The sequence below is a fragment of the Thermosynechococcus sp. TG215 genome (genome assembly GCF_031583455.1).
Taxonomy (GTDB): Bacteria; Cyanobacteriota; Cyanobacteriia; order Thermosynechococcales; family Thermosynechococcaceae; genus Thermosynechococcus.
The window spans coordinates 1,235,376-1,259,673 of sequence record NZ_CP134178.1 but is presented as its reverse complement, the minus strand read 5'-3'; the positions used below and the strand labels follow the sequence as shown (position 1 = coordinate 1,259,673).

At 54.8% G+C, this 24,298-nt stretch carries 24 protein-coding genes and 1 pseudogene; 16 read left to right on the top strand and 9 right to left on the bottom strand.

What is annotated here, in order from left to right:
• Nucleotides 1-12 precede the first annotated feature (12 nt).
• The 9 genes from petA to RHJ02_RS05925 all read left to right on the top strand — a co-directional run bounded on the left by petA (nucleotide 13) and on the right by RHJ02_RS05925 (nucleotide 8,612).
• The gene (petA, locus tag RHJ02_RS05965; RefSeq protein WP_149817480.1) at nucleotides 13-948 is read left to right on the top strand and encodes a cytochrome f; all 936 of its coding nucleotides are present in this window, start codon (nucleotides 13-15) and stop codon (nucleotides 946-948) included.
• A 22-nt stretch (nucleotides 949-970) separates the two neighbouring features.
• On the top strand, nucleotides 971-2,380 hold the full coding sequence (gene mnmE / locus RHJ02_RS05960; RefSeq protein WP_310800555.1) for a tRNA uridine-5-carboxymethylaminomethyl(34) synthesis GTPase MnmE: 1,410 nt from the start codon (nucleotides 971-973) through the stop codon (nucleotides 2,378-2,380).
• A 3-nt stretch (nucleotides 2,381-2,383) separates the two neighbouring features.
• Nucleotides 2,384-4,120 (top strand): ABC transporter ATP-binding protein, encoded by a 1,737-nt coding sequence (locus RHJ02_RS05955; RefSeq protein WP_302679094.1) that lies wholly within the window; start codon nucleotides 2,384-2,386, stop codon nucleotides 4,118-4,120.
• A 118-nt stretch (nucleotides 4,121-4,238) separates the two neighbouring features.
• On the top strand, nucleotides 4,239-5,003 hold the full coding sequence (locus RHJ02_RS05950) for a MinD/ParA family protein (protein WP_149817487.1): 765 nt from the start codon (nucleotides 4,239-4,241) through the stop codon (nucleotides 5,001-5,003).
• A 93-nt stretch (nucleotides 5,004-5,096) separates the two neighbouring features.
• Nucleotides 5,097-5,414: a hypothetical protein gene (locus RHJ02_RS05945; RefSeq protein WP_310744229.1), complete on the top strand. Its 318-nt coding sequence runs from the start codon at nucleotides 5,097-5,099 to the stop codon at nucleotides 5,412-5,414.
• 96 nt (nucleotides 5,415-5,510) lie between these two features.
• Complete coding sequence (tpiA, locus tag RHJ02_RS05940) at nucleotides 5,511-6,242, top strand: triose-phosphate isomerase (protein WP_206201478.1); 732 nt, start codon at nucleotides 5,511-5,513, stop codon at nucleotides 6,240-6,242.
• 271 nt (nucleotides 6,243-6,513) lie between these two features.
• Nucleotides 6,514-7,110 carry a tetratricopeptide repeat protein gene (locus tag RHJ02_RS05935; protein WP_302676478.1) on the top strand — a complete coding sequence of 199 codons (597 nt, stop codon included), beginning with the start codon at nucleotides 6,514-6,516 and terminating at the stop codon, nucleotides 7,108-7,110.
• A gap of 69 nt (nucleotides 7,111-7,179) precedes the next feature.
• Nucleotides 7,180-7,434, top strand: a complete 255-nt coding sequence (locus RHJ02_RS05930) for a hypothetical protein (RefSeq protein WP_149817491.1) — start codon at nucleotides 7,180-7,182, stop codon at nucleotides 7,432-7,434.
• Nucleotides 7,435-7,439: 5 nt separating this feature from the next.
• On the top strand, nucleotides 7,440-8,612 hold the full coding sequence (locus RHJ02_RS05925) for an MltA domain-containing protein (RefSeq protein ID WP_310800554.1): 1,173 nt from the start codon (nucleotides 7,440-7,442) through the stop codon (nucleotides 8,610-8,612).
• Here RHJ02_RS05925 and RHJ02_RS05920 read toward each other — a convergent pair whose 3' ends face one another.
• The 3 genes from RHJ02_RS05920 to RHJ02_RS05910 are packed head-to-tail and all read right to left on the bottom strand — an operon-like array spanning nucleotide 8,613 to nucleotide 11,086.
• Nucleotides 8,613-9,662 carry an alcohol dehydrogenase catalytic domain-containing protein gene (locus RHJ02_RS05920; protein ID WP_310744228.1) on the bottom strand — a complete coding sequence of 350 codons (1,050 nt, stop codon included), beginning with the start codon at nucleotides 9,660-9,662 and terminating at the stop codon, nucleotides 8,613-8,615.
• 13 nt (nucleotides 9,663-9,675) lie between these two features.
• A complete protein-coding gene (gene mraY / locus RHJ02_RS05915; RefSeq protein ID WP_310800553.1) occupies nucleotides 9,676-10,794 on the bottom strand; it encodes a phospho-N-acetylmuramoyl-pentapeptide-transferase in 1,119 nt (372 codons plus the stop codon).
• A gap of 46 nt (nucleotides 10,795-10,840) precedes the next feature.
• Nucleotides 10,841-11,086, bottom strand: coding sequence for a DUF3134 domain-containing protein (locus tag RHJ02_RS05910; RefSeq protein ID WP_149817500.1), 246 nt, complete (start codon nucleotides 11,084-11,086; stop codon nucleotides 10,841-10,843).
• 178 nt (nucleotides 11,087-11,264) lie between these two features.
• Here RHJ02_RS05910 and RHJ02_RS05905 point away from each other — a divergent pair, with 178 nt between their 5' ends.
• Nucleotides 11,265-11,588 carry a hypothetical protein gene (locus RHJ02_RS05905; RefSeq protein WP_206201473.1) on the top strand — a complete coding sequence of 108 codons (324 nt, stop codon included), beginning with the start codon at nucleotides 11,265-11,267 and terminating at the stop codon, nucleotides 11,586-11,588.
• 31 nt (nucleotides 11,589-11,619) lie between these two features.
• Here RHJ02_RS05905 and metK read toward each other — a convergent pair whose 3' ends face one another.
• Nucleotides 11,620-12,870: a methionine adenosyltransferase gene (metK, locus tag RHJ02_RS05900; RefSeq protein WP_206201472.1), complete on the bottom strand. Its 1,251-nt coding sequence runs from the start codon at nucleotides 12,868-12,870 to the stop codon at nucleotides 11,620-11,622.
• Nucleotides 12,871-13,054: 184 nt separating this feature from the next.
• Between metK and RHJ02_RS05895 the strand changes: the two genes are divergently transcribed.
• Nucleotides 13,055-13,954, top strand: a complete 900-nt coding sequence (locus RHJ02_RS05895) for a CoB--CoM heterodisulfide reductase iron-sulfur subunit B family protein (RefSeq protein ID WP_310743514.1) — start codon at nucleotides 13,055-13,057, stop codon at nucleotides 13,952-13,954.
• Here RHJ02_RS05895 and RHJ02_RS05890 read toward each other — a convergent pair.
• Entirely contained in the window at nucleotides 13,951-14,508 is a 558-nt protein-coding gene (locus RHJ02_RS05890) for a 5-formyltetrahydrofolate cyclo-ligase (protein WP_206201470.1), read from the bottom strand. The two genes, RHJ02_RS05895 and RHJ02_RS05890, sit on opposite strands and share 4 nt — an antisense overlap.
• A gap of 67 nt (nucleotides 14,509-14,575) precedes the next feature.
• On the opposite strand from RHJ02_RS05890, the pseudogene ureA reads away from it, so the two are divergent.
• The 4 genes and pseudogenes from ureA (at nucleotide 14,576) to RHJ02_RS05870 (ending at nucleotide 19,157) form a co-directional block, all read left to right on the top strand.
• Nucleotides 14,576-14,879 (top strand): annotated as a pseudogene (gene ureA / locus RHJ02_RS05885) (urease subunit gamma).
• 174 nt (nucleotides 14,880-15,053) lie between these two features.
• Nucleotides 15,054-16,352 carry a threonine synthase gene (thrC, locus tag RHJ02_RS05880; protein ID WP_206201469.1) on the top strand — a complete coding sequence of 433 codons (1,299 nt, stop codon included), beginning with the start codon at nucleotides 15,054-15,056 and terminating at the stop codon, nucleotides 16,350-16,352.
• 50 nt (nucleotides 16,353-16,402) lie between these two features.
• Entirely contained in the window at nucleotides 16,403-16,678 is a 276-nt protein-coding gene (locus RHJ02_RS05875) for a MoaD/ThiS family protein (protein ID WP_149817514.1), read from the top strand.
• Nucleotides 16,679-16,910: 232 nt separating this feature from the next.
• A complete protein-coding gene (locus RHJ02_RS05870; RefSeq protein WP_310800552.1) occupies nucleotides 16,911-19,157 on the top strand; it encodes a DUF3488 and DUF4129 domain-containing transglutaminase family protein in 2,247 nt (748 codons plus the stop codon).
• Here RHJ02_RS05870 and RHJ02_RS05865 read toward each other — a convergent pair.
• Nucleotides 19,154-20,491 (bottom strand): hemolysin family protein, encoded by a 1,338-nt coding sequence (locus tag RHJ02_RS05865; RefSeq protein WP_310800551.1) that lies wholly within the window; start codon nucleotides 20,489-20,491, stop codon nucleotides 19,154-19,156. The genes RHJ02_RS05870 and RHJ02_RS05865 overlap by 4 nt on opposite strands.
• 306 nt (nucleotides 20,492-20,797) lie before the next feature.
• Here RHJ02_RS05865 and RHJ02_RS05860 point away from each other — a divergent pair, with 306 nt between their 5' ends.
• A complete protein-coding gene (locus RHJ02_RS05860; protein WP_206201466.1) occupies nucleotides 20,798-21,850 on the top strand; it encodes a TrkA-related ion transporter in 1,053 nt (350 codons plus the stop codon).
• Here RHJ02_RS05860 and RHJ02_RS05855 read toward each other — a convergent pair.
• From RHJ02_RS05855 to RHJ02_RS05845, 3 genes are read right to left on the bottom strand one after another with little or no spacing between them, the layout of a single operon-like run.
• Nucleotides 21,832-23,010 carry a glycosyltransferase gene (locus RHJ02_RS05855; RefSeq protein ID WP_225901672.1) on the bottom strand — a complete coding sequence of 393 codons (1,179 nt, stop codon included), beginning with the start codon at nucleotides 23,008-23,010 and terminating at the stop codon, nucleotides 21,832-21,834. The two genes, RHJ02_RS05860 and RHJ02_RS05855, sit on opposite strands and share 19 nt — an antisense overlap.
• Nucleotides 23,010-24,056, bottom strand: coding sequence for a small ribosomal subunit biogenesis GTPase RsgA (rsgA, locus tag RHJ02_RS05850; protein ID WP_206201465.1), 1,047 nt, complete (start codon nucleotides 24,054-24,056; stop codon nucleotides 23,010-23,012). The genes RHJ02_RS05855 and rsgA overlap by 1 nt, the downstream gene beginning before the upstream one ends.
• On the bottom strand, nucleotides 24,053-24,274 hold the full coding sequence (locus RHJ02_RS05845) for a sulfurtransferase TusA family protein (RefSeq protein WP_149817527.1): 222 nt from the start codon (nucleotides 24,272-24,274) through the stop codon (nucleotides 24,053-24,055). Before RHJ02_RS05845 ends, rsgA begins: the two co-directional genes overlap by 4 nt.
• Nucleotides 24,275-24,298: the final 24 nt, after the last annotated feature.

Here is a 24,298-nt window from a genome sequence, read left to right as displayed (position 1 = left end):
TTAGGGAGTGGTATGAAACGCTTTTTCAAATCGTTGACGCTGGCGATCGCCCTTGCCGCCAGTGTGCTTCTTTGGTCACCGCAAGCACAGGCCTATCCATTTTATGCGCAGCAGGGCTATGACAGTCCTCGCGAAGCGACCGGGCGAATTGTCTGTGCCAACTGTCACCTCGCCGCCAAACCCACCCAAGTGGAAGTGCCCCAAGCCGTCACCCCCGATTCCGTTTTTGAAGCCGTGGTGAAAATTCCCTACGACACCCGTGTGCAACAGGTGTTGGGGGATGGCTCTAAGGGCGGTCTGAATGTCGGTGCAGTTCTCATGCTGCCCGAGGGTTTCAAAATTGCTCCTCCCGATCGCATTCCCGAGGAGTTACAAGCCAAAACCAGCGGCATTTACTACCAGCCCTACAGTGAGGACAAGCAAAACATTATTCTGGTGGGGCCCTTACCGGGTGAGCAGTATCAGGAAATTGTTTTCCCCGTCCTCGCCCCCAACCCTGCCACGGATAAATCGATCCACTTCGGTAAATACTCCGTTCACGCTGGGGGCAACCGCGGTCGCGGCCAAGTCTATCCCAATGGTGAAAAGAGCAACAATAACGTCTTTACTGCACCGATCGCGGGCACGATTACCAGTATTACCGCTAACCCCGATGGCAGTACTGCGGTGGTGATCACCCCCGAGAGTGGTGAAGCAGTGACAGAGACCATTCCCGCTGGCCCTGACCTCATTGTCAGTGAAGGCCAAACGGTGGCAGCGGGTGAAGCCCTCACCAACAATCCCAATGTGGGTGGTTTTGGGCAAAAGGATACGGAAATTGTCCTGCAGGATCCCAACCGCATTAAGTGGCTGTTGGTCTTCTTTGCCGCCATCACCCTCTCGCAGATTCTGCTGGTTCTGAAGAAGAAACAGGTCGAGAAAGTGCAAGCCGCCGAGATGAGTCTCTAAAGGAGTCCTATCACCCACGGTAGTGCAATCCCTTCATGACACGATTGTGGCGATCGCCACGGCTATTGTGCCCCAGCAAGGGAGTATTGGCATTGTCCGTCTCTCAGGCGCCAAAGCAGTCGCGATCGCTCAGTCTTTATTTGAAGCCCCCGGCAAGCAGCCTTGGGAATCCCATCGTATTCTCTATGGCTATGTCCGCGACCCCCAAACTGGGGAACGGGTCGATGAAGCGCTCCTGCTGTTAATGCTGGCGCCCCGCTCCTACACCCGCGAAGATGTGGTGGAATTTCACTGTCATGGTGGCCTCATCCCTGTCCAGCGCGTGCTGCAACTGTGTGTCGCCGCCGGAGCACGCCTCGCCGAGCCGGGGGAATTTACGCTGCGCGCCTTCCTCAACGGTCGCCTTGATCTCACCCAAGCCGAAAGTGTGGCCGAACTGGTGGCCGCCCAATCGACAACGGCAGCCCAAATAGCGCTAGCGGGTCTCACGGGCAAACTGGCCCGTCCCCTCAAGCAGATTCGTCAGACCTGTTTATCCCTCTTGGCGGAAATTGAAGCGCGACTCGATTTTACGGACGAGCTACCCCCCCTTGACCCCGCAGCCATTGCTGAGGACATTCGCCAGCTGCAACACCAAGTGGCAGCGTTTTTGGCCACAGCAGAACGGGGAGCACTGATCCGCACGGGGCTAAAAGTGGCCATTGTGGGTCGCCCCAATGTCGGTAAGTCGAGTCTGCTCAATGCTTGGAGCCGTAGCGATCGCGCCATTGTGACAGATTTACCCGGCACCACCCGCGATATTGTCGAGTCCCAATTGGTTGTCGGTGGCATTCCAATCCAAGTACTTGATACCGCAGGCATTCGCGAGACCGATAACCTTGTCGAACAAATTGGCGTCCAGCGATCGCGCCAAGCCGCAGCCAGTGCTGATCTCATCCTCCTTGTCATTGATGCCAGTCAAGGGTGGACAGCCGCCGATCAGGAGATTTACGACCAACTCGAGCTGCAGCAGCGGCGGCAGCAAGCGCCTCAGTCCGTCTTGGTGGTTTTGAATAAAGCTGATCTCCTCAGCGAAACCGTAGAGGTTCAAGATATTCCATTGCCCATTGCCCCCATTCCCACTGTGCTGCTCTCGGCTCTCAGTCAAAGGGGAATTGAGTCTCTCGAGGACGCCATTTTAGACCTTGTCCAAGGCCAAGGGGTTACCGCCGCTAACCTAGAGTTTGCCATCAACCAACGTCAAGCCGCGCTCTTGGAGCAGGTTCACCAATCCCTGAATCATGTGCTTGCGGCCATTGATGCCCAACTCCCCCTCGATTTTTGGACAATTGACCTGCATGCTGCCGCTCGTGCCCTTGGTACCCTAACCGGGGAAGAGGTGACTGAGTCTGTGCTAGAACAAATCTTTAGCCGTTTTTGCATTGGAAAATAGCCCATGCTTTGGAATACCAGCTACCGGCCGTTACTTGCTTATATCCTTCCCTATCGGCGACGGTTGCTGGTCGCTTTTTTGTGTACCCTCGGCTACGTCTCGACCATGCCGGCGATCGCCTACCTCATTGGCCAAGCGGCGAAGCTCATCGGGGCAGGGGATTTGATAGGCCTGATTCAATGGTGTGCCGCCTCCTCGCTGCTGTTTGTCGGTCGTAGTTTTTGCCAATTTGGCCAAGATGTCCTAATGTCCGATATTTCCCTACGGATTGTCTATGACATTCGGGTGCGGCTGTACCGTCATCTGCATCGTTTGGGGGTGGACTATTTTGAAAAGGCAGCGACCGGCGATCTCACCTACCGCCTCACTGAGGATGTGGATCGCATTGGCGTCATGGTCAATAGCAGTTTTCATCGCCTCATCCCCTCAACTTTAACCACAGTTGCCGTCATTGGTTATATGTTCTACCTCAACTGGCAACTGACATTGGGGACGATGATCATTGCGCCACTGATGACGTTTCTCATCGCTTGGTTTGGCAATCGGTTGTTGCGACAGTCGCGCCTGAGTCAAGCCCGCATTGCGGATTTGGCCTCCCACCTCACGGAGATTTTTTCGGGGATTCGTCTGATTAAGGCGTTTGCGGCTGAGGACTATGCTGTAGAGCAGTTTGAACAGCAGGCTGATATGAACCGTCGTGCTCGCTACCGTGCAGAACGCATTAAGTCAATGCAATACCCGGTGGTGGGGTTTCTTGAGGCTCTGAGCATTATGCTGCTGTTTATCTTGGGGGCGTGGCAAATCAATGCCGGTCATCTCACAGGGCCGCAGTTCCTCAGCTTTGTTGCCGCAGTAGCGCTACTGATGGAACCCATTAATATGATTTCTGCTGATTACAATGAACTCAAGATGGCACAGGCGTCGGTGGAGCGTAGCTTTGGCCTGTTGGCTCTCGAACCCACGATCAAGGAAATGAGCCATGCGCAGCCCCTACCCCCCATTTCTGGCAAAGTGCAATACCTAGATGTGTGCTTTGGCTATGATCTAGAGCGTCCCGTGCTCAAGGACTTTAATCTCTTGGCGGAGCCGGGCGAGGTGATTGCCCTTGTGGGACATTCAGGAGCAGGTAAATCCACCATTGTTAACCTGTTGCCCCGGTTTTATGACCCCCAAGCGGGAAAAGTCTTGATTGATGGCATTGACATTAAAACTGTGACCCTGAAAAGCCTGCGGCGGCAAATTGGCATTGTTCCTCAGGAAACGATTCTTTTCTCAGGCAGTATTGCCCAAAATATTGCTTTTGGTTACTCTGAACCGGATTGGCAGCGACTGATTGAGGCCGCCAAAATCGCCAATGCCCATGACTTTATTACTCAGTTTCCCGATGGCTATCAGACATGGGTCGGGGAAAGGGGGATTAATCTCTCTGGGGGTCAACGCCAACGACTGGCGATCGCTCGTGCAGTTTATGCCGATCCGCGTATCTTGATCTTGGATGAGGCCACCTCTGCTTTGGACTCTGAATCGGAAGCCTTGGTGCAAAGTGCTCTCGAAAAGGCAATGAAGGGGCGCACCGTCTTTATTATTGCCCACCGTTTGGCCACGGTTCGTCGCGCCGATCGCATTCTTGTCTTAGAGCAGGGGCGGATCATTGAAAGTGGCAGCCATCAAGAACTACTTGCCCAGTCTGCCCGCTACGCCCAGTTCTACGCCCAGCAGTATTTCCAAGACGCGGAATGACCCCTTGTCTGATGGGCTGGCCGTTTGGATTCTATCTTCTGAATTTGGGATGAGATGTTTCCTCGACGGCAGGATGTGAAAATAGACGTTGAATTGTTCAGAGCAGCGAGGACAGCTCATGGGTAGCATTATTTCTGTGCATTCTTTTCGTGGTGGCACAGGCAAGTCAAATACAACAGCAAATCTGGGCTGTACCTTGGCAACCTTGGGCTATCGGGTGGCGATCGTGGACACGGATATTCAATCCCCCGGTATCCATGTGCTCTTTGGCCTTGAGTCGGAAGATACGGAACATGCCCTGAATGACTACCTGTGGGGACGCTGTGAAATTACTGATGTGGCGCGGGATGTCAGCCATCTGATTACGGCTCACGGCCAGCAAGCCAAAGGAGCAATCTATCTCATTCCCTCTAGCCTCAAAACCAGTGAAATTACCCGTGTGCTGCGGGAAGGCTACGATGTCGGCTTGCTCAATGATGGTTTTCAGCAGTTGCTCCAAGGGCTGAATCTCGACTTTTTGCTCATTGATACCCACCCAGGGCTGAATGAGGAAACGCTGCTCTCGATTACAGTCTCCGATGCCTTGGTGCTGATTCTGCGACCCGATCGCCAAGACTTTCAAGGAACAGCGGTCACGGTTGATGTGGCGCGGCAGCTGGATGTGCCCAAAATGGTGATGGTGGTGAACAAAGTCCCCAGCGCCTTTAATAAGGACTCCCTCAAGCAGCAGGTGGAAACGACCTATGGTGTGCCCGTTGCGGGTATCTTGCCTGTTTGTGAAGAAATGTTTCAACTGGGGAGCAGCGATATTTTCTGTTTACGCTACCCTGAGCATCCCTACAGTCTCGTTGTCAGGAGTGTTGTGCAGCATCTGTTGGATTAGGGTAGCCTAGGAGTAAGGAGACTGACTGAATTTTGATCCTTTTGATCCTTCTCGAGTGCCACTGCCAGTCACTGCCATTGAGGAACATTGCCAATGATAGACAGTCAAAATGCTAGCAGTGCTTGCGGTGGGGGTCTCAATCCAGCAGATTTGTTGGTTTTGCCCGATCGCCAGCGATCGCTCTTGACACTGATGATGCGCCAGCCAACGCCCTTCACCGTGCCAGAATTGGCTGAGCAGTTGCAGTGGTCTGCGGAAGAGGTCAGTGCCACCCTCGCAGAGGTTCGCCAACTCGGCTATGTGACAGTTGACAACGACACCTACCAAGTCAAACTCGGACGGCGGACTCCGCGCGTGCAACCCAAGCGTCAATCTCCCCGAATTGCGGCGGTTTGGGACAAGCTGGGTTAAGTCTGAGCCACTTCCTCAGTTAAACCTCTAATTATATGAGGCAACTCGTGTGGTACGCTTAATTACGCTAAGTTTCGCAGAGGAAAGTCAGGACGAGTGCGCCCAAAAGTTCTTGCTGGCAACTGGAAAATGCACAAAACTCAACAGGAGGCGGTGGCCTTCCTACAGGAGTTCTTAGGGAAATTGGTGGACACCCCCAGCGATCGCGAGGTGGTGCTCTGTGTTCCCTACACCTGTTTAAGTGTATTGTCCAAGAGTCTGCACGGAACGCGGGTGAAGCTGGGTGCCCAAAATGTCCACTGGGCGGATCAAGGGGCGTTTACAGGGGAAATTTCGCCACCGATGCTGGTGGAGTTGGGCGTGCGCTACGTGATTGTTGGCCACAGTGAGCGGCGGCAGTATTTTGGGGAAACCGATACTACGGTCAACCAACGGCTCAAGGCTGCCCAACACTATGGCCTGACCCCCATTCTCTGTGTCGGTGAAACAAAAGCCCAACGGGATGCTGGGGAAACTGAAAACCACATCCTTCAGCAGTTGACCCTGGACTTGGTGGATGTGGATCAGAGCAATTTGGTGATTGCCTACGAACCCATTTGGGCGATCGGTACGGGCGATACCTGTGAAGAAGCGGAAGCCAACCGTGTCATTGGCCTGATTCGCAGCAAGTTACAGAATCCCGATGTCCCCATTCAGTACGGTGGCTCGGTCAATGCCAACAACATTGATGCGATCATGGCGCAGCCAGAAATTGATGGGGTGCTAGTGGGTGGCGCTAGTTTGCAGCCGGAGAGTTTTGGGCGTATCGTTAATTACAAGCTCCTTTGAACATGACTTTGAGTTCGGCGCCAGTGCCCTAGATCACATCTGATCCAAGAGCTCGCGCACTGCCCTCTGCGCAGAAAAACTTAAAGATATCAACATACAGCCCTTTCCCAAGCATGGCATGCACTACGACTCCAGAGCGCAATGCTGTGTATGTAGCCAAGAAAAGGGTCGGAGCGAGCGACTTATTACAACTGTTATCGTTTGCTGGGCGATTTCTTCATTTTCTTTTAGGATCGAAGTAAGGCTGAGCGATGCCCAAAGGAGGCCGACGATGCGCCAACAACTCTTCAGTGCTTTGACAGTTTTAGCTGCTTTTGTTGGTCTCAGCAGTGCTGCTGTGGCACAGCCCATGGCGATCGCCACCCTCACACCTCCTGAACTGCAAGAACTGCAACGCCTCGTGCCCCGCAGTGCCGAGGACTACTACAACGTGGGATTAATGCACCAAGGTACGGGTGATCTGGCCGCTGCCATTCATGCCTTTAGCCAAGCAATCAGACTCAACCCCAGTGCTGACTACTACTTTGCGCGCGGCCTAGCCTACTATGACCAAGGGGATATGCAGCGGGCGATCGCGGACTTTAGCACTGCGCTGCGCAACGATCCCCAGTTTATTGCCGCCTACTACAACCGCGGCATGGCCTATCTGGCTCTGCAAAACTACACAGCGGCGATTGCCGACTTTGATGCTGCCCTAGCACGGGATCCGCAATTTGTTGCTGCCTACTATAGTCGGGGCATGGCTCACTTCGATAGTGGCAATGTGGAATTGGCGCAACGGGACTATGAGCGTGCTCGCGCTCTCAACCCAGCGATGACAGCCCAGTACTACGATCGCGCCCCCCGTCCCCTCACTGGCGGTCCCTAGTGCCTGAAGCCACCGATTGCGGCGATAATAGGGGAATAATGTGCATGATGAGGATGAGCGATCGCGCCTATGCCCAGAACCCCTTCTGAATTTGCGGTGCATTTATTTCTGGATGGCGGTCACCGTGAGGAGGTGCGCTTCCCCACCATTCAAGACTTCCAGAAGTGGTACAGCAACGAGTTAGTGGCCAAAGCAGATTCCAACGACTTTATTTCCGTTCCCATTAAAAACATTCAAGGGGAATACATGGTGGTGCGCCCCTCAAAGGTATTTGCAATTCGGGTAGAACCCGTGTTTGCCTCTAGTGTGGATCGGTTTGCCTAACGTCTATGGCGGGTTTATTCGCAGGATGGGTTCAGGGGGTCGTGATCCTCGCAACAAGCGCGATCGCCACAGCACCAACGGTTGCTCCCTTAACGCGCCAAAGCCAACTGCCCCCAAGGGTTGCCCTAGATACGGCCCTCTGGCAATCCCCCAGGGAACGAGCACGACTGCTGCAAGCCATTGATCATAGTTTGCGTTACCTGCGCAGCGATAAAGCGCGCCGCGACTACGCCGCCTACACTGCTCCCGGTCAACCCGGCGCCGCCCTTGGCCCCAATCTCCATCAGCGAGTGATCCGCTCCCTCGAACGCTTTCGCCATCTGGTACAAACCCGTCGCTCTGCGGCAGAACTGCAAGCATCTGTCAAGCGAGAATTTGTCTTTTATCAATCCATTGGCACCGATGGCCAAGGGCGAGTGGATTTCACGGGCTATTATGCACCGACGTATCGTGCCAGCTTAGTGCCCACCGCAGAATACCGCTATCCCCTATTTCGTCGCCCCCCCAATTTTGAGCAGTGGCGAGAGCCGCACCCAACCCGCTTGGAACTGGAAGGGGCGGATGGTCAGCAGTGGCGTAATGGGCCTTTGCGGGGTCTGGAACTGGTCTATTTGCGCGATCGCCTAGAGGCCTTTCTGGTTCACGTCCAAGGGTCGGCTGAGCTGCAACTGCCCGATGGTCGCCGCTTTACGGTGGGCTATGCCGGTAAGACTAATCACCCCTACACGAGTATTGGCCAAGAACTCATTCGCGATGGCAAAATTCCCCGTGAGGAACTGACGCTACCGCGCCTCATGGCTTACTTTGAGGCCAACCCCGCTGAGTTAGATCGCTATTTACCTCGCAATGCCAGCTTTGTCTTTTTTGAACATACCCAAGGGCGCCCCCCCACGGGCAGTCTCTCAACGCCGGTGATTCCAGAGCGTTCGATCGCCACTGATAAGTCCCTGATGCCTCCGGGTGCCTTGGCGGTGATCAACACGAAAATTCCCCTCAAAGCCCAAGGCCAATGGCAGCAAACCCCCGTCAGCCGTTTTGTTTTGGATCAGGATACGGGGAGTGCCATTCGCGGGCCGGGTCGTGTCGATATTTTCATGGGCACGGGGGAGGTGGCCAAAGCGCGGGCGGGTCTGATCAATACACCGGGGCAGTTGTACTATTTGCTCCTGCGGGAATAGCTAGGGCTGCAGCGCTACTTTAATCACTTGGCGCGCCTTCATTGCTTGCAAGACGTTTTCAATCTCCGTGAGGGGGGCTTGGCCACTAATCAGTTTCTCGAAAGGCAATGTGCCGCTGGCAATCAGTTGCAAGGCTTGGCGGACAAATGTGGGTGTGTTGTGAAAGACCCCCTTGAGGGTGAGTTCTTCGTAGTGCAGGCGTTCGGTATCAACGCGGATCGAAGTTTCGCGGGGGCAGCCACCAAAGAGGTTAATGGTGGCACCGGGGCGACCACAGGCGATCGCCGTTTCCCAGACTTCAGGTACGCCAGTGGCTTCAATGACAATATCGGCACCCCGTCCTTGGGTCCAGTCTTTAACCACAGCAGGAATATCGCTGCACTGGTGATGATTTACTATCTGCTCTGCCCCAAAGGTGCGGGCGATCGCCAGCCGCTGATCGGAACCGCCAAAGGCGAGAACCCGTGCTCCCTGCTGTGCCAGAACCCCCATAAACATCAGGCCAATGGCACCATCCCCCAGCACCACAATTTGCGGTGGACTTGGCCACGTTTCAACCATTGCGGGGTCAAAGCCAGAGCGAGCCACACCGTGGAGGACACAGGCGAGGGGTTCGGTGAGGGCAGCTAAGGCAAAGGAGAGGGACGCCGGAATAGGCAGCAGATTCTGGCGGACGATGCTGGCGGGAATTTTTAGATACTCGGCAAACGTGCCATTGTTAAACTCCAGATGGGGACAGAGAGAAAAGGCTTGGCGTTGGCAGTAAAAACACTGGCCACAGGGGGCAGAATTATTCGCTACCACGCGATCGCCCACCTGCCAGCCGGTCACCCCAGCCCCAAGGGCAACAATTTCCCCGGCCGCTTCATGGCCAAAGAGAATCGGTGGCGTTAGCATCCGTGCATGACCGCCGCGCCGCCATACCTTCAAATCGGTACCACAGGTAGTGGCAGCCTGAACACGAATCACCACTTCTCCGGGACCGGGCGTGGGATCGGCGACGGTTTCAATGCGGACATCTTCTTTGCCGTAGAGTACTGCTGCTTTCATTGCACTTCCCCCATCAAGCCAACCATTGCAGGAGGCCACAGAGCAGTCCCAAGAGGGCAACCACCCCATAAAACGTACTCACCACCCGCAGTTCTGACCAGCCCCCCAATTCAAAGTGATGGTGTAGAGGGGCCATCCGCAGCAGCCGTTTGCCCACGCCATCGGAACCTTTGGTTGCTTTGTAGTAGAGCACTTGGGCAATGACTGAGAGAGACTCCACAAAGAAAAGACCACTGACAATCAACAGTTCCCAGAGGTGATGACTGGCCAAGCCAATGCCCGCAAGGAGTGCCCCAAGGGCTAGGGAACCCGTATCCCCCATAAACACCCGTGCCGGATGGTGATTGTGCCAGAGAAAGCCGAGGCAGGCACCACTCATGACCACTGCCAGAATTTGCAAATCGGGATGGGCGGTCAGAATCATGCCTAAAGCGAGGAGGGCGATCGCCGCCGTGCCTGCGGCAAGACCATCGAGACCATCGGTGAGATTGAGGGCATTCCCTTCCGCCATCGGCACAAAAATCGCCAAGGGGATAAAGGCGATCCCTAAAGGCCAAACCCACCCCCAAGGCGCGGTCACCACCGTTGCCGTTGGATCACTCCCCACCAGCCAAGCACAAAAAAGAGCCGCCCCAATGCCCTCAAGGAGGAGCCGCAGCCGCGCCGATAACCCTTTGTTGGATTTGCGCCGCAGAACTTGCCAGTCATCCCACCAGCCAATGGCGGCATACCAGAGAACAAGGAGGGCGATCGCCCCCACCGTTGCGGATACTTTCCCCTGCGCAACTCCAGTCCACAGGAGGGCTAGACCTAACCCCGTCGGCACAAAAAAGATTCCCCCCATTGTCGGTGTGCCCGATTTTTGCAGGTGAGATTGCGGGCCATCTTCGCGAATAATCTGCCCAGTTTTCAACCGCCGCAACAGGGGCACCACCGCCATCCCTAGCCCTACAACGATGGCAAAGCTCACCAACCAAGGCAGTGTCAAGGTTTTCAACGGCTGTTGCCAGTGGTTTGCTCCGGTATCGTAGGCAATGCTAGCCATGAGCAGGCCAATAGCGAGAAGGCCAAAAAGTCGCTGTCCTGTCAGCCAACGGGGTTCAATGGCAGCCGTGGTTTTGGTGGAGGGCATGGGGATAGCTCTAGCACATCACTCCGATAATAGGGGGATTGGTGCCCTACTCCTCAAGCCCTAGGTCATCTTCTTCGTCGTAATCGCCCAAGGAGTCACCAACAAATTCCTCAATTTCACCCATATCATCGAGGGTGCTATCCACGATCGGGTCTGTCTCATTGGCATCACGGGCAATTAATCGACCCGTTTGCTGTAACCATTCCAAAATGGAGCGATCGGAACGACCCGCAGCGGTTAAGTTCTTTTGGGAAATGGGTTCTTCGTACAAAGAGGGGTTGTATAGGGTCATAGGGCTAAGGTGAACGGTGTTGTAGTAGTCCAATCCTCTACTTTAACGTTTGCCCCTAGGAATGTAAATCTGCGTTTTGTGGCGATCGCCCAAAGTGGCACATTCTCTGGAACCTGCCTAGACTGGAGGAGTCACTAAAGAATGGGCATGAAACTTTGATACACGAAGGATAGAAACAATGTCTTTACTCAAAAAATCATCCATCTCTTTGACGGTTTTAAGTGCGGTGTCCCTCGGCGGGGGGGCGATCGCTGCTCCCTACCCCCCAGAAGTGGTTTCCCGATTTACCAGTGAATGTACGACTGCCCTGCAACAACAGGTGCCGCAAATGGCGCAATACGGCAATGCCTACTGTACCTGTGTGATCAATGAACTGCAATCCTCGCTCACCTTGGCAGAATTTCAGGCGATCGGTGAAGATGTACAGACCAATGTCAATCCCGAAGTGCGCCAGATGCTCACCAACACGGCACAAACCTGCCTGCAACGAGTCACCCAGTAGTGCAGGGGGGAGAAATCCCCCCAATATGTTCCTAGACTGCGCTTAGAAATTGAGCGGCAGCGGCTTGCAGATCGGCGACTTTATCGAGTTTTTCCCAAGGTAGGTCGAGGTCATGACGCCCAAAGTGACCGTAGGCAGCCACATCTTGGTAGAAGCGACCACCGCGCTCCTGGGGCAAGTGGCGCAGACCAAAGGTTTGGATAATGGCAGCGGGGCGCAGATCAAAGTGAGTTGTAATTAACTCCAGCAGTTGCTCTGGGGCAAGTTTACCCGTGCCAAAGGTATCCACAAACAGGCTCATGGGGCGAGCCACACCAATGGCATAGCTAATCTGTAACTCGCATTTGTCGGCTAGGCCTGCGGCCACAATGTTTTTGGCAATGTAACGAGCCATGTAGGCAGCACTGCGATCGACCTTGGTGGGGTCTTTCCCGGAAAAAGCACCGCCCCCGTGACGGGCATAACCACCGTAGGTATCCACCACCAGTTTGCGTCCTGTGAGTCCCGAATCCCCCTGAGGACCACCAATGACAAATTTGCCCGTGGGGTTGACGAGAAAGCGGGTCTTGTCATCGGGTTTAATTGCCAGATCCGCAAAGACAGGGTTGACGACGGCTTCCCATAGATCGGCTTTAATCTTTTCTTGAACGGCGGCTTCGTCGCTGATGTCACCAATGGTGGCCGTGTGTTGGGTGGAAATCAGGATGGTATCAATGCCCACCGGCTGGCCATCTTCGTAGATGACAGTGACTTGAGTTTTGCCATCGGGACGCAGATAAGGAAGTTGACCCGTTTTGCGGACAGCAGCCAAGCGACGCGCCATGCGGTGAGCCAAGCTAATGGGCAGCGGCATATACTCAGGGGTTTCATTGCAGGCATAGCCAAACATAATGCCCTGATCACCGGCGCCAACGCGATCTAATTCGGCATCACTGAGACGTTCCCGTGCTTCTTGAGCCGTGTCCACCCCTCGGGCAATATCGGGGGATTGCTCATCAAGGGCAACGATAACGGCACAGCTATTGGCGGCAAAGCCATTTTCAGCATCGGTGTAGCCAATTTCACGGATTTTCTGCCGTGCTAGGTTGACGTAGTTGACCTGTGCTTTGGTGGTAATTTCCCCAGTAATCAGCACCAGACCCGTATTCACGACGACCTCAGCGGCAACGCGACTTTGGGGGTCTTGGGTGAGCAGCGCATCCAGAATGGCATCGGCAATTTGGTCGCAAATCTTATCGGGGTGGCCTTCGGTGACGGACTCCGAACTAAATAAGTAACGCAAGATAGCACTCCTATGGCATGGGTTGTTGAAAGAACTGCAAGAAATTGGTTTATGGTAACACGGACTTTTGACTAAAAAACAAGGATTGGTTTCTAAATCCTAGGATTATACCTGAGCAGTAGGACACACGAGTGATTGTGATGATTGGCTAGACTAGGGGCAGATTTTAGGCGTTTCAAGTTGTATGTCTGCTTTACGCTATGCCTATTATCCCGGTTGTGTGGCTCAAGGGGCCTGTCGGGAATTAGACCTCTCAACGCGGGCGATCGCCCCCCTGTTGAATATCGAGCTGGTGGAACTGAAGGAAGCCAGTTGTTGTGGCTCAGGCACGTTTAAGGAGAATTCGTGGCTGCTAGAAGATACCGTCAATGCCCGCAACATTGCCCTTGCCGAACAGTTGGCTTTGCCCCTGTTGACCCATTGCAGCACCTGTCAGGGGGTGATTGGCCATGTGGATGAACGCCTCAAGACCTTTCAGCGCGATCGCCCGGCGTACGTGGCAGAAATTAACCAAGTGTTGACGCAACAGGGCTGCGCTCCTTACCAAGGCACCACAGAAGTGAAGCATTTGCTCTGGGCGATTGTCGGCGATGTGGGCATTGACGAGTTGCGCGATCGCGTCCGTCGTCCCCTCAAGGGACTGCGCTGTGCGGCCTTTTATGGCTGCTATCTGCTGCGTGCCCAAGAGAGGCTGCCCTTTGATCACCCAATTCACCCCACCTCAATGGAACAGGTGTTTGAGGCAGTTGGGGCTACCCCCATCGAGTATGAGGGACGTACCCAGTGCTGTGGTTGGCCCATTTCCAGCTATGCGACGGCGGCCAGTTTTGCCATGGCGGCACAACGACTCCAGAGCGCGATCGCCCATGGCGCGGATTGCATTGTCACCCCCTGTCCCCTCTGTCATTTGAATCTGGATGCTCGCCAACCAGAAATTGCCCAGCAGGTGGGAGTTACCCTCAATTTGCCGATTCTCCATCTGCCGCAACTGGTGGGTCTAGCCCTTGGCCTGCGTCCTGAGGAACTGGGTTTGAGAAAACACGTGGTTTCAATGCAACCGGTGTTGGCAAAACTGGGGCTTTAGCTGATTGCCAAGAGGCCTGATTCAGTGCAGATAGCTTGCAGTGGCTGATCCCACGGGTCACGGGGCAATTCTGCTAGAAGGGCTGACTCAAAGACAATTCCCCAGCGACACACGTGCTGCCAATCGGGGTGGGCAAAGAGGCGATCAAAAAAACCGGCGCCATAGCCGAGACGGTAGCCTTGGCGATCGCAGGCAACGGCAGGCACTAGGCAGAGATCAACACACGCTGGATCAATCGGGGGCGCTTCGGGGGGCGGTTGCCAAAGGCCATAGCGTCCTTGCTGGAGAGTGTCTTGGTTGCCATTAAAACAATGCCACCGCAAATCCTGACCCACGACACGGGGCAAGCCCCACTGTTTCGGGAGTGACCAGAGGAAGCGCAAGTCGGGTTCGCGGCGATGGGGCACATAGGTCAACACTGTGGTTGCCTGTTGAAACTGGGGATGATCAAGCAAGTGCTGACAAATGCGCTGACTGCGATCTTGCCACTCGCGATCGCTCAGGTGCTGCCGCCATTCAAGATAGTGTTGTCGCAGTTTGACTTTATCGCTCATTGATTTTCTGGGCACCAAAGCCACAAGTTAAGATAGAGGCCAAAGTGAGTGTTTAGCCTGAGGAACGATGCAACTGTCCCCCCAAGAATAAAGACAAGCTCCTGATTTTTACCGCCGCTCTTGTGGCCGAACGTCGTAAAGCACGGGGTCTCAAGCTCAATTATCCCGAAGCAGTGGCCTATATTTCTGCTGCCATTTTGGAAGCGGCGCGGGAGGGGCGCACAGTTGCTGATTTGATGAACTATGGCACAACGCTGCTCAGCCGTGACGATGTCATGGAGGGGGTGCCGGAAATGCCCACAGAAGTACAAGTCGAAGCAACATTTCCCGATGGCACGAAGCGGGTGACCGTGCATACCCCCATTCGCTGAAGCCTCAAAAAGCCCTAGGATAGCGCCAACCGCTGATTAGCAGCACATCTCCAAGGAAAACGGGGAGAATTTTTATGGCCATTCAAATCCCGATAAAAATAGTCGGATATATTTGACAGGGCGATCGCCCCCTGCTAGGATGGTCAACAACTTGTCTGAGGCAGTCTGACACCCATGACCGCAACCCTTAGCTCCACCACCGCAACCGCCTACTTTACCCACCTCAAATGCAAAGAGTGTGGCGCCGAGTACGAACCCCAAGCCATTCATGTCTGCGAATACTGTTTTGGCCCCCTAGAGGTGAAGTACGATCTGAGCCAATTGGCGGCAGCCGTAACGCGCAGCACGATTGAGGCGGGGCCAAAGTCCATTTGGCGTTACCGTCCCTTTTTGCCTGTGACATCGCCCAACCCCATTGATGTGGGCACAGGGATGACTCCCCTCCTCAAAGCCCAGCGGCTGGCTCGGCGACTCGGACTCAAGCATCTGTACATCAAAAACGATGCCGTGAATATGCCCACCTTGAGCTTCAAGGATCGGGTGGTATCGGTGGCGTTGACGCGGGCGCGGGAATTGGGTTTTACGACCGTCTCCTGTGCCAGTACCGGCAATTTGGCGAATTCAACGGCGGCGATCGCGGCTCATGCAGGGCTAGATTGCTGTGTCTTTATTCCAGCAGATTTGGAAGCGGGTAAGGTCTTGGGGACGCTCATCTATGGGCCAACGGTAATGGCCGTTGAGGGCAACTACGACCAAGTGAATCGCCTGTGCTCGGAAGTGGCGAATACCCACGGGTGGGGGTTTGTCAATATCAATTTGCGCCCCTACTATTCGGAAGGGTCAAAGACGCTCGGTTATGAGGTGATTGAACAGTTGGGCTGGCAGCTTCCTGACCACATTGTGGCTCCCTTGGCTTCTGGCTCTCTGTTCACGAAAATTTACAAGGGCTTCCGCGAATTTGTGGAAGTGGGTCTGGTGGCGGATAAACCCGTGCGCTGTAGTGGTGCCCAAGCGGTGGGCTGCTCCCCCATTGCCCAAGCCTATGCCGAGGGGCGGGATTTTGTGGCACCCGTGAAGCCCAACACCATTGCTAAGTCCATTGCCATTGGTAACCCCGCCGATGGGGTCTATGCCCTAGAGATTGCCCGCAAAACCAATGGGGCGATCGCTGCGGCCACCGATGAAGAAATTGTGGCAGGCATTAAGCTGCTGGCGGAAACGGAAGGTATTTTCACGGAAACCGCTGGCGGTACCACAATTGCCGTTCTTAAAAAATTGGTGGAATCGGGCAAAATTGACCCCGAAGAGGTGACGGTGGTCTATATCACCGGCAACGGCCTGAAAACCCAAGAGGCAGTGCAAAACGACATTGGTCAACCCCTGACGATCCAACCCAAGTTGGCTAGCTTTGAGCGTGCCTTGGAGCGATCGCGCACCCTCGAACGGTTGGATTGGCAACCGGTATTGGTCTAGTCGGTTTTTCCGACGCTGTGTTGAAATTTATGGATGGTTTGTAGAGGTCTATGGCTGTTACTGTTTTGATTCCGACGCCCTTGCAAAAGCTCACCCGCGATCAAGCAACGGTGGAGTGTCAAGCCCAATCGATCGCTGAGCTTCTGGAAAAGCTAGAGCAGGACTGCCCCGGCATTAAAGGGCGCCTCTGCGATGAAAGTGGCCAACTGCGGCGATTTGTCAATTTCTACGTCAACAATGAGGATATTCGCTTCCTCAATGGCATTGAAACGCCCCTCAAGGATGGCGACGAAGTCAGCATCATTCCCGCGATCGCTGGCGGCTAAGCAAGAGGAATTTGCTCCTGTTGAGATGATTGAACCCTGATTTTAGCCCTGGGGGAAGGGAGAGACCCAAAAGCGATTGGAGTTCCTCTTCGGTGTAGATTTGCGCCGTCAGGGGCTGATTTTTAAGCCATGCTGCAAGCCGCTGATAGAGGACGCGATCGCCGCCAAGGTATCCACCACTTCTGGGGAAGAGATTTGTTAGGATCAGGGCACTGTTTGCCGCTGCTGTCCGATGGTTCAGTCTTGGTTACAGCCCATTGCCAATTCCCCGATGCTAGCTCCCGCCAAAGATGTTGAGGATTCCCTGCTGCTGCGCCTAGGGGTCTTGGGCATGGTGATTGTTGGCCTGGTGGCAACTGATGTGGCGGCGGATACTGCCAATAGTCTCTGGGCAGTTCCCCTCTCCATTGCGGGCTTTAGTTGGAGTTGGTGGGCACGGCGGCAAAGAAATGTGGTGGCAAAGCTGGCGATCGCCGTTGGGATGTTGACGGCATTAGCGGTCTTTTTGGCGCGGTTGGCAGCACTGAACCAGGATTCACGGATTTTGCTGACGGAACTCTTGATTCAACTGCAAGTGCTCCATAGCTTTGACCTGCCCCGCCGCAAAGATTTGGGCTACTCAATGGTCATTGCCCTGATTTTAATTAGTGTGGCGGCCACCCTCAGTCAAACCATGACCTTTGGGCTGTTTCTTGTGATCTTTCTGGCGATCGCCCTACCCGTACTCGTCCTTGACTACCGCTCGCGCCTTGGCCTACTCTCCACCACCCTGAAATCCCTGCGCTTGCCTTGGCGGCAATGGGTCGGCCTCTTTGCCCTGATTCTTGGCTTGGGGATGGTGGTCTTTGTGCTGCTGCCGCGCTTCCCCGGCTATCAAATTCGCACCTTGCCTGTCAGTGCTGAAATTCAAGTGGCAGGGGAGTTTGACCAAACCCGGGTGATCAATCCGGGCTATGTCAGTGGCCGTGGTGGTGGTGGTGTTGGCGAGGAACTGGCCAATCAAACCTTTGACCCGAACTTTTACTATGGCTTTGGCTCTGAGATTGATCAGACCTTTGGCGGGAGCATGACGCCTAGGGAGTTAATGCGGGTGCGATCGCAAGCCCCCGGCTTTTGGCGCGTCCTTGCCTTTGATGAATATACGGGGCGGGGTTGGCGCATTAGTCGCAACGATAAGGCAGAAGTGCTGCGGCGTTCCCCTTGGAGTTTTCGCTATCTGCTGCCACAACAACTCTCCCAAATGCCGACGCGGGAAGTGATTCAGACCTATACCATTGTTTCTGAGTTTAGTAACCTAATTCCCCATCTCTACGAACCCCGCGAACTCTATTTTCCCACCCGTGAAATTGCCCGTGACCCCGAGGGTGGCCTGCGGGCGCCGGTGCCCTTGCCCGAGGGGCTGACCTATTCTGTGATTTCCCAAGTGCCCGTGCGCGATCGCTCCCTGTTGCGCAGAGCGCCAAAATTAAATCACACCGTAGGCTATCAGTCCTACCTTGAAGTCCCCCCTGACCTGAAACCACGGCTGCAAGCGCTGGCCAAAGACCTCCTTGCCAAGGCCGATCGCTCGATTCCCGAACCCTACGAGCAAGCTCTCTACCTCACCCAAGCCCTCAAGCAGTCCTACCGCCTCAAAACCGATATTCCTCCCTTGAGCCCAGATCAAGACTTGGTGGCCGCCTTTCTGTTTGAGTGGCGCGGCGGCTATCCCGATCACTTTTCCACGGCGTTGACGCTGCTACTGCGCAGTATTGGCATTCCCACGCGCTTGGTCACCGGTTTAGGAACGGGGGAATTTAACCCCTTCACGGGCTTGTATGTGGTTCGCAATACCGATGCCTATGCCCTGACGGAAGCCTACTTCCCCAATTTGGGCTGGTTTCTCTTTGATCCAATTCCGGGGCACGATCTCTATCCAGCCACTCTAGAAGTGGATCAGACCTTTAGCGTTCTGCAGCAGTTTTGGCAGTGGGTCACGGGATGGTTGCCGACCCCGGTGACGGGATTTTTTGGCATGATTTTTGCTACCCTCGAAACTGCTTTGCAAAAATTCTTTGATCTGTTTAGCCAAGGGCTGGGGGGGATTGTCCAAGGGATTTTGATTCTCTTTGGTGGCGTCATTGTGGTCTGGGGTTTGTGGTACGCTCTCCAGACGTGGCGATATCGTCAACGCCTGCAAAAACTGCCGCCGATCGCCCGCCTCTATGTACAAATGCTCGATGGTCTCGCCCAGCAGGGATTACCGAAGCGACCCAATCAAACTCCGTGGGAATACGCGCGATCGCTGCAAACCGCTGGCCGTCTTGATGCCGTCAGTCAGCGAGCCATTGAAACCCTGACGCAGGCCTATGTGGCTTGGCGCTATGGTGGTGATCAGCCCCCCTTGCCACCCCTGAAACGCGCCCTGAATCAACTGCGACAACAACGCTGGCGATCGCTGCAACGTACAGTAGCGGATCTGCATCTGCGCCGTCGTTAATCCTTGTCCTTGGGGCTGTCATCGGCGAGGGCATCGTCGCTCACTAGTTCGGTCACCAGCACCTTATCCACGCGGTTGCCATCCATATCCACCACTTCAAAGCGCAGGCCATCGGTTTCAATGTAATCTCCCGACTGGGGAATACGCCCAAATAGCGTAATAATTAGCCCGCCAAGGGTGTGGTAGTTGGCCGTGTCCTCCTCAGGTAAACTTTCCCGCCGCAGCAATTCCTTGAGTTCATAGGTGGAGAGCAACCCATCCAATAGCCACGAGCCATCCTCCCGCTGAATAATTTGCGGTTCCTCGCCCTCCTCGTGACGCAGGGTGCCAATAATCGCCTCCGTGAGATCATTGAGCGTCACCAGTCCTTCGATGCCCCCGTATTCATCGGTAATCAGGGCAATGTGTTGACTCGACTGGCGAAAGAGTTCAAGCACCTCGAGAGCAGGTAGGCCTTCGGGGACAAAGAGCGCTGGTTGCAAAAGCTGGCGTAGGTCAATGCTTTGCTGGGTGAGACGAGCGGCCAAAAAGTCCTTGGCTGAAATAATTCCCAAGCAGTGATCAATGGTCTCTTCGGCCACGGGAAACCGCGAATGGGAACTGGCCAGAATTTCTGTTTCTATTTCTTCAAGCGAGGATTCAATATCCAGCCACACAATATCGGTGCGGGGGGTCATGATCGACTGAATCGGGCGATCGCCCAAGTTAAAAATCCGCGCCACCATGTCCTGCTCCGCCACCTCAAAGAGACCCGCCTGTGCCCCCTGTTCAATCAGGACTTTGATTTCATCCTCTGTAACCGTTTGGTCAGCAATGGTGGTAATGCCCAATACTTGCAGGATGGTGTCTGTGGAGACGCTGAGTAAATGCACAATCGGAGCCGCTAATTTCGTCAGCCATGTCATGGGTTTGGCAATGTTGCAGGCGATCGCCTCAGGGTACGTCATGGCAATGCGCTTGGGCACCAGTTCGCCAATCACCAAGGAAAGGTATGTAATCCCCGTCACCACAAGGGCAATACTCAAAGGCTGACTATACTGCCCCAACCATGGCACGGGACTGAGGGCAGCCTGTAACCGCTGGGCAAGGGTGGCACCGCCCACGGCACCACTGAGAATCCCAATCAGGGTAATCCCAATTTGTACAGCCGAGAGAAAATTATTCGGGGAGTTGGCAAGTTTTAGGGCTGCCTTCGCCTTGCGTTGACCCCGTTTTGCCAGTTGCTCAAGACGAACCTTGCGTGCAGAGACCACTGCGATTTCAGCACCAGCAAAAATGCCATTGGCGATGATGAGCAGCAGCACAAGTAAAATTTCTAAGGCAGCAGCAGACATTGCAGCTATTCTTCTAGGGGGAACCCCAGATATACAGTCTGAGTCGGCATCGTCGGTCGTCAGGCTTATTCAAGAGACTGCTCCTTTACTGCCGATATTGTTTCTATCATGCTGAATAAATCGCCCCTCTGCCAGTGATGTCGACCTGTTGAGGGGATGTGATTGGGTCATTAAGTAGTTTTGGCTGTTTCGAGGGGGTTCCATCCTTAGGGAAAAGGGCTGTATAGCAGTCAGGATACTGGAATCTGGGAGACTCTACAAGGGGGCGGAATCTTAGAATAGACGTGATGTTTCCCTCGCCAACCAATGCACGAGCGACTTCAACGCTTCCTTACCCTAGGGGCGATCGCGATTCTGGTGCTGTTAATTGTGGCTTTCCTCTGGAGCGAAGAGGCACTTCAGTCGCCGAGCCGCGCTTGGGAGACCCTCAGTAATGCAGTGATTACCTTGGTGGGGGAGTATCCCGATCGCCCGCGCACCCTGCTAGGGCAAGTCCTGCAGCTGCTGCTACTACTCTTTGGCACCTTTGCCTTTGGTGCCCTGATTGGCAAATTTTCCGCCTACTTTGTCACCCAAGCTCTTAGCCAAACCCTACCCATGAAACCCTTTAGCAACCACATCATTATTTGCAACTGGAATGCCAAGGCGCCCCTTGTGCTCCGCCAACTGATTGCCGCCAACGCCTACCATCCCCGTGACATTGTGCTTTTATGTGCTGAACCGATTGCACTGGATCCTGAATTCCAAGGGCGCCCGGATGTCTTTGTAGTGCAAGGGGATCCTACCCACCATGGCACCCTAGAGCGCCTCAATGCCCCCCAAGCCAAAGCCATTATTCTGCTTGCGGATGCCGACATGGAAGCTCCCGATGAAAAAAATGCCCTCATTGCCCTTGCGGTAAAGCATCTAGAGAAAACTCCTGGCCAAGAGCAGGATATTCATGTGGTGGCCGAATTGGTGAATAGCGATCGCCAGCGCCACCTCAAGGAAGCGGGGGTGGATGAAGTGATTTTGAGTCAGGACTATAGTTCTGGGATTCTGGCTCAAAGTGCCCTCTTTCGCCAAATGTCCGAGGTCTATCGGCAACTCCTGACCTATTCTGATCACACCAATGAGTTTTACTTCATTGAGCCAGGGCACTATCCCACTACCCTCTGTGGCCTCTCCTTTGCTGCCCTCAGTGCTTGGATGAGTGAGTACAGTAGTCGCCATCCAGAGAACCCGCTGCTCCTGATCGGGATTCGCCGCCAAAATCAGCAGGTGTTGCTCAACCCTCGTCCCTTAGACTTTCAGAGCCTTGACCCCACTGACACGCTGATTGTCATGGCCTATCGCCCCATCTATGACTTGCGGGGATAAACCCGTCCTTTCCAAGCCCCCCCCCGGCCTTGCCAGTGGCGCCGCGCCGAATCCAGTGTCATCAGCGTATAGAGGAAGGCAATCAGCGGCAGTGTCAGCGCCCAAGCCCTATTGAGGCCATAGAAACGCACCGTTGGCCCGTAGGCGATCGCCATGCTCCCCCAAGTGAGTCCCGCCATGACGGCTAAGGGTAGCGACTGACCGATCAGACCGATAGCAAGGGCAAGGGGCGCCCACAAATACACCAGTGTCATGCCAATCACGGTTCCCACCAGCAAGAGCGGTGAATAGGACAACTGCGTATAGGCAGTGCGAGCCACCATCTGCCAAATACTGCTGAGGGTATTGTAGGCTCGCAAACTCACTGTTGTCGGTGTTAATCCCAGCCAAATGCGGTAGCCTGCGCGCTTTACCGCTGCTGCCAAGGAACAATCATCAATTAGGGCATCGCGAATACAGGCAATGCCCCCTATCTTGTCTAGGGCCAGAGGATCAATCAAAATACACCCCCCCGCTGCAGCCGCCGTTGATCGCTGTGGATCGTTGACCCAGCGGAAGGGATAGAGCTTGGCAAAGAAAAAGACAAAGGCGGGAATCAGCAATTTTTCCCAAATACTTTGGCAGCGCAGTTTCACCATCAGCGAGACAAGGGCACAGTTTTGCTGACGGGCGTGGGCGACCAATTGGCGCAAATTTTGGCGATCGTGGGCAATATCGGCATCTGTGAGCAGCAAGTAATCGGGATCAAACGCTCGGGCGGCCTCAATGCCTTGGGACAGCGCCCAGAGCTTACCTGACCAGCCGGGGGGGAGCGGTGTGCCTTCAATCACCGTTAGGCGATCGCCCTTGCCCAGTTCCAAAGCCGTTTGGCGAGCAATGTCCCCTGTGCCATCGTTACTTTGATCGTCCACCAAGATCAGATGTAGGGTTCCAGCATAGTCCTGTTCGAGGAGCGATCGCACACTGGTGCCAATCACCGCCGCCTCATTGCGAGCTGGAATGACAACCACCACCCTTGGCCAAGCCCTGAGGTCTCCCCCCTGTAGCCGCTGATCCGGGCGCCAAAACTGTCCCCAAAACAGCAGCAAAACCAGCCAGATCACAAGGGAAAGGGCCGTTACACTCAACAGGATGAGAGTTAACACAAGGGGCATCGTCATCACAGTTCGCTATCGAGGACTTCTTCAGCCATAGGATTGAGGTGCTGATGCTGCTGTCGGCGCGATCGGCGGCGATATTTTTTCGGATCCAAGAGGGGTTCAAGGCGCTGCTGCCCTTGGCGGTCACTCTTGGCCTTCACTGGGGGTGCCTTCCCTAAGGATGGCTCTGAACTGGCCATTGTTTCTAGCTCATGCAAATACTCAATGTAGAGGAGGTAGCGCTCCCAATCACCGCGTACACAGCAGCCCGGTTCCTGATCGTGGCGACAGTTATCAAAGAGACACCGATCCTTGCTCAGCCGTTGGCGAATCTCCGGAAAAGCCGCCGCCAATTGCTGGGGGTCTTGGGGCAGTTCCGGCTGATTAAAGCCCGGTGTATCGGCAATCCAGCCCCCCGCTGGCAGGGGAAAGAGTTCCACATGGCGAGTGGTGTGCCGCCCCCGGTGCCAGTGATCCGAGACCGCACCGACGCGAATATCTTCCCGAGGTGTCAGATGGCGGATCAAGCTACTTTTGCCTACCCCCGACGGGCCACAGACAACTGTAATCTTATCGGCGAGGTGGGGATGCAGATGTTGCCAGTCGCTTCCTTGGGTGAGACTGAGGACATGGCAGTGATAGCCCCATTGATGCAGGCGATCGCGCCACTGCTGTTGCTCTTGCGCAGAAACTAAATCCGCTTTGGTGAAAAGCACCTGAATTTCGACATTCAATCCCTCGGCGGTCAAGAGAAAGCGGCTAATTTGATGGACATCAGCAGGAGGGTCAGCCAAGGCAAAAAGGAGCAACACTTGATCGACATTGGCGATCGCTGGGCGTGACAATTGATTGCGGCGGGGCAAAATCTCAGCGATCGCTCCGCGGTGTCCTTGCCAGTCGGGATGGCTCACCACTACCCAATCCCCCACACACACCTGTTGCCCCATCTTCTTGAGGCGGGCGCGGCGTACACACAGTAACTCCTCAATACCATTGGTGGCTTCCCGCAGGCGGACACGGTAGTAATTGGCCTGAACAGCCCGCACCAAGCCCACCAGATCACTCATGCCGGACGCTGCACCTGAAGGGCAAAATAGTCCTGCCGTGGCTCAATCCCAAGGACATCGTAGCCCGCCATGCGCAAACTATCGGGCACCTGCTCAATGGGTTCTCCTGCATCCAACCACACCTCAAGGGGCTGCTGGGGGGGCAACTGTTGCAGTCGCAGTTTTGTGCGCACAAAGTTCAAAGGACAGGGCGTTCCCCGTAGATCCAATGTTTCCATGGCAGGGCAAGTAACCAACTGCAA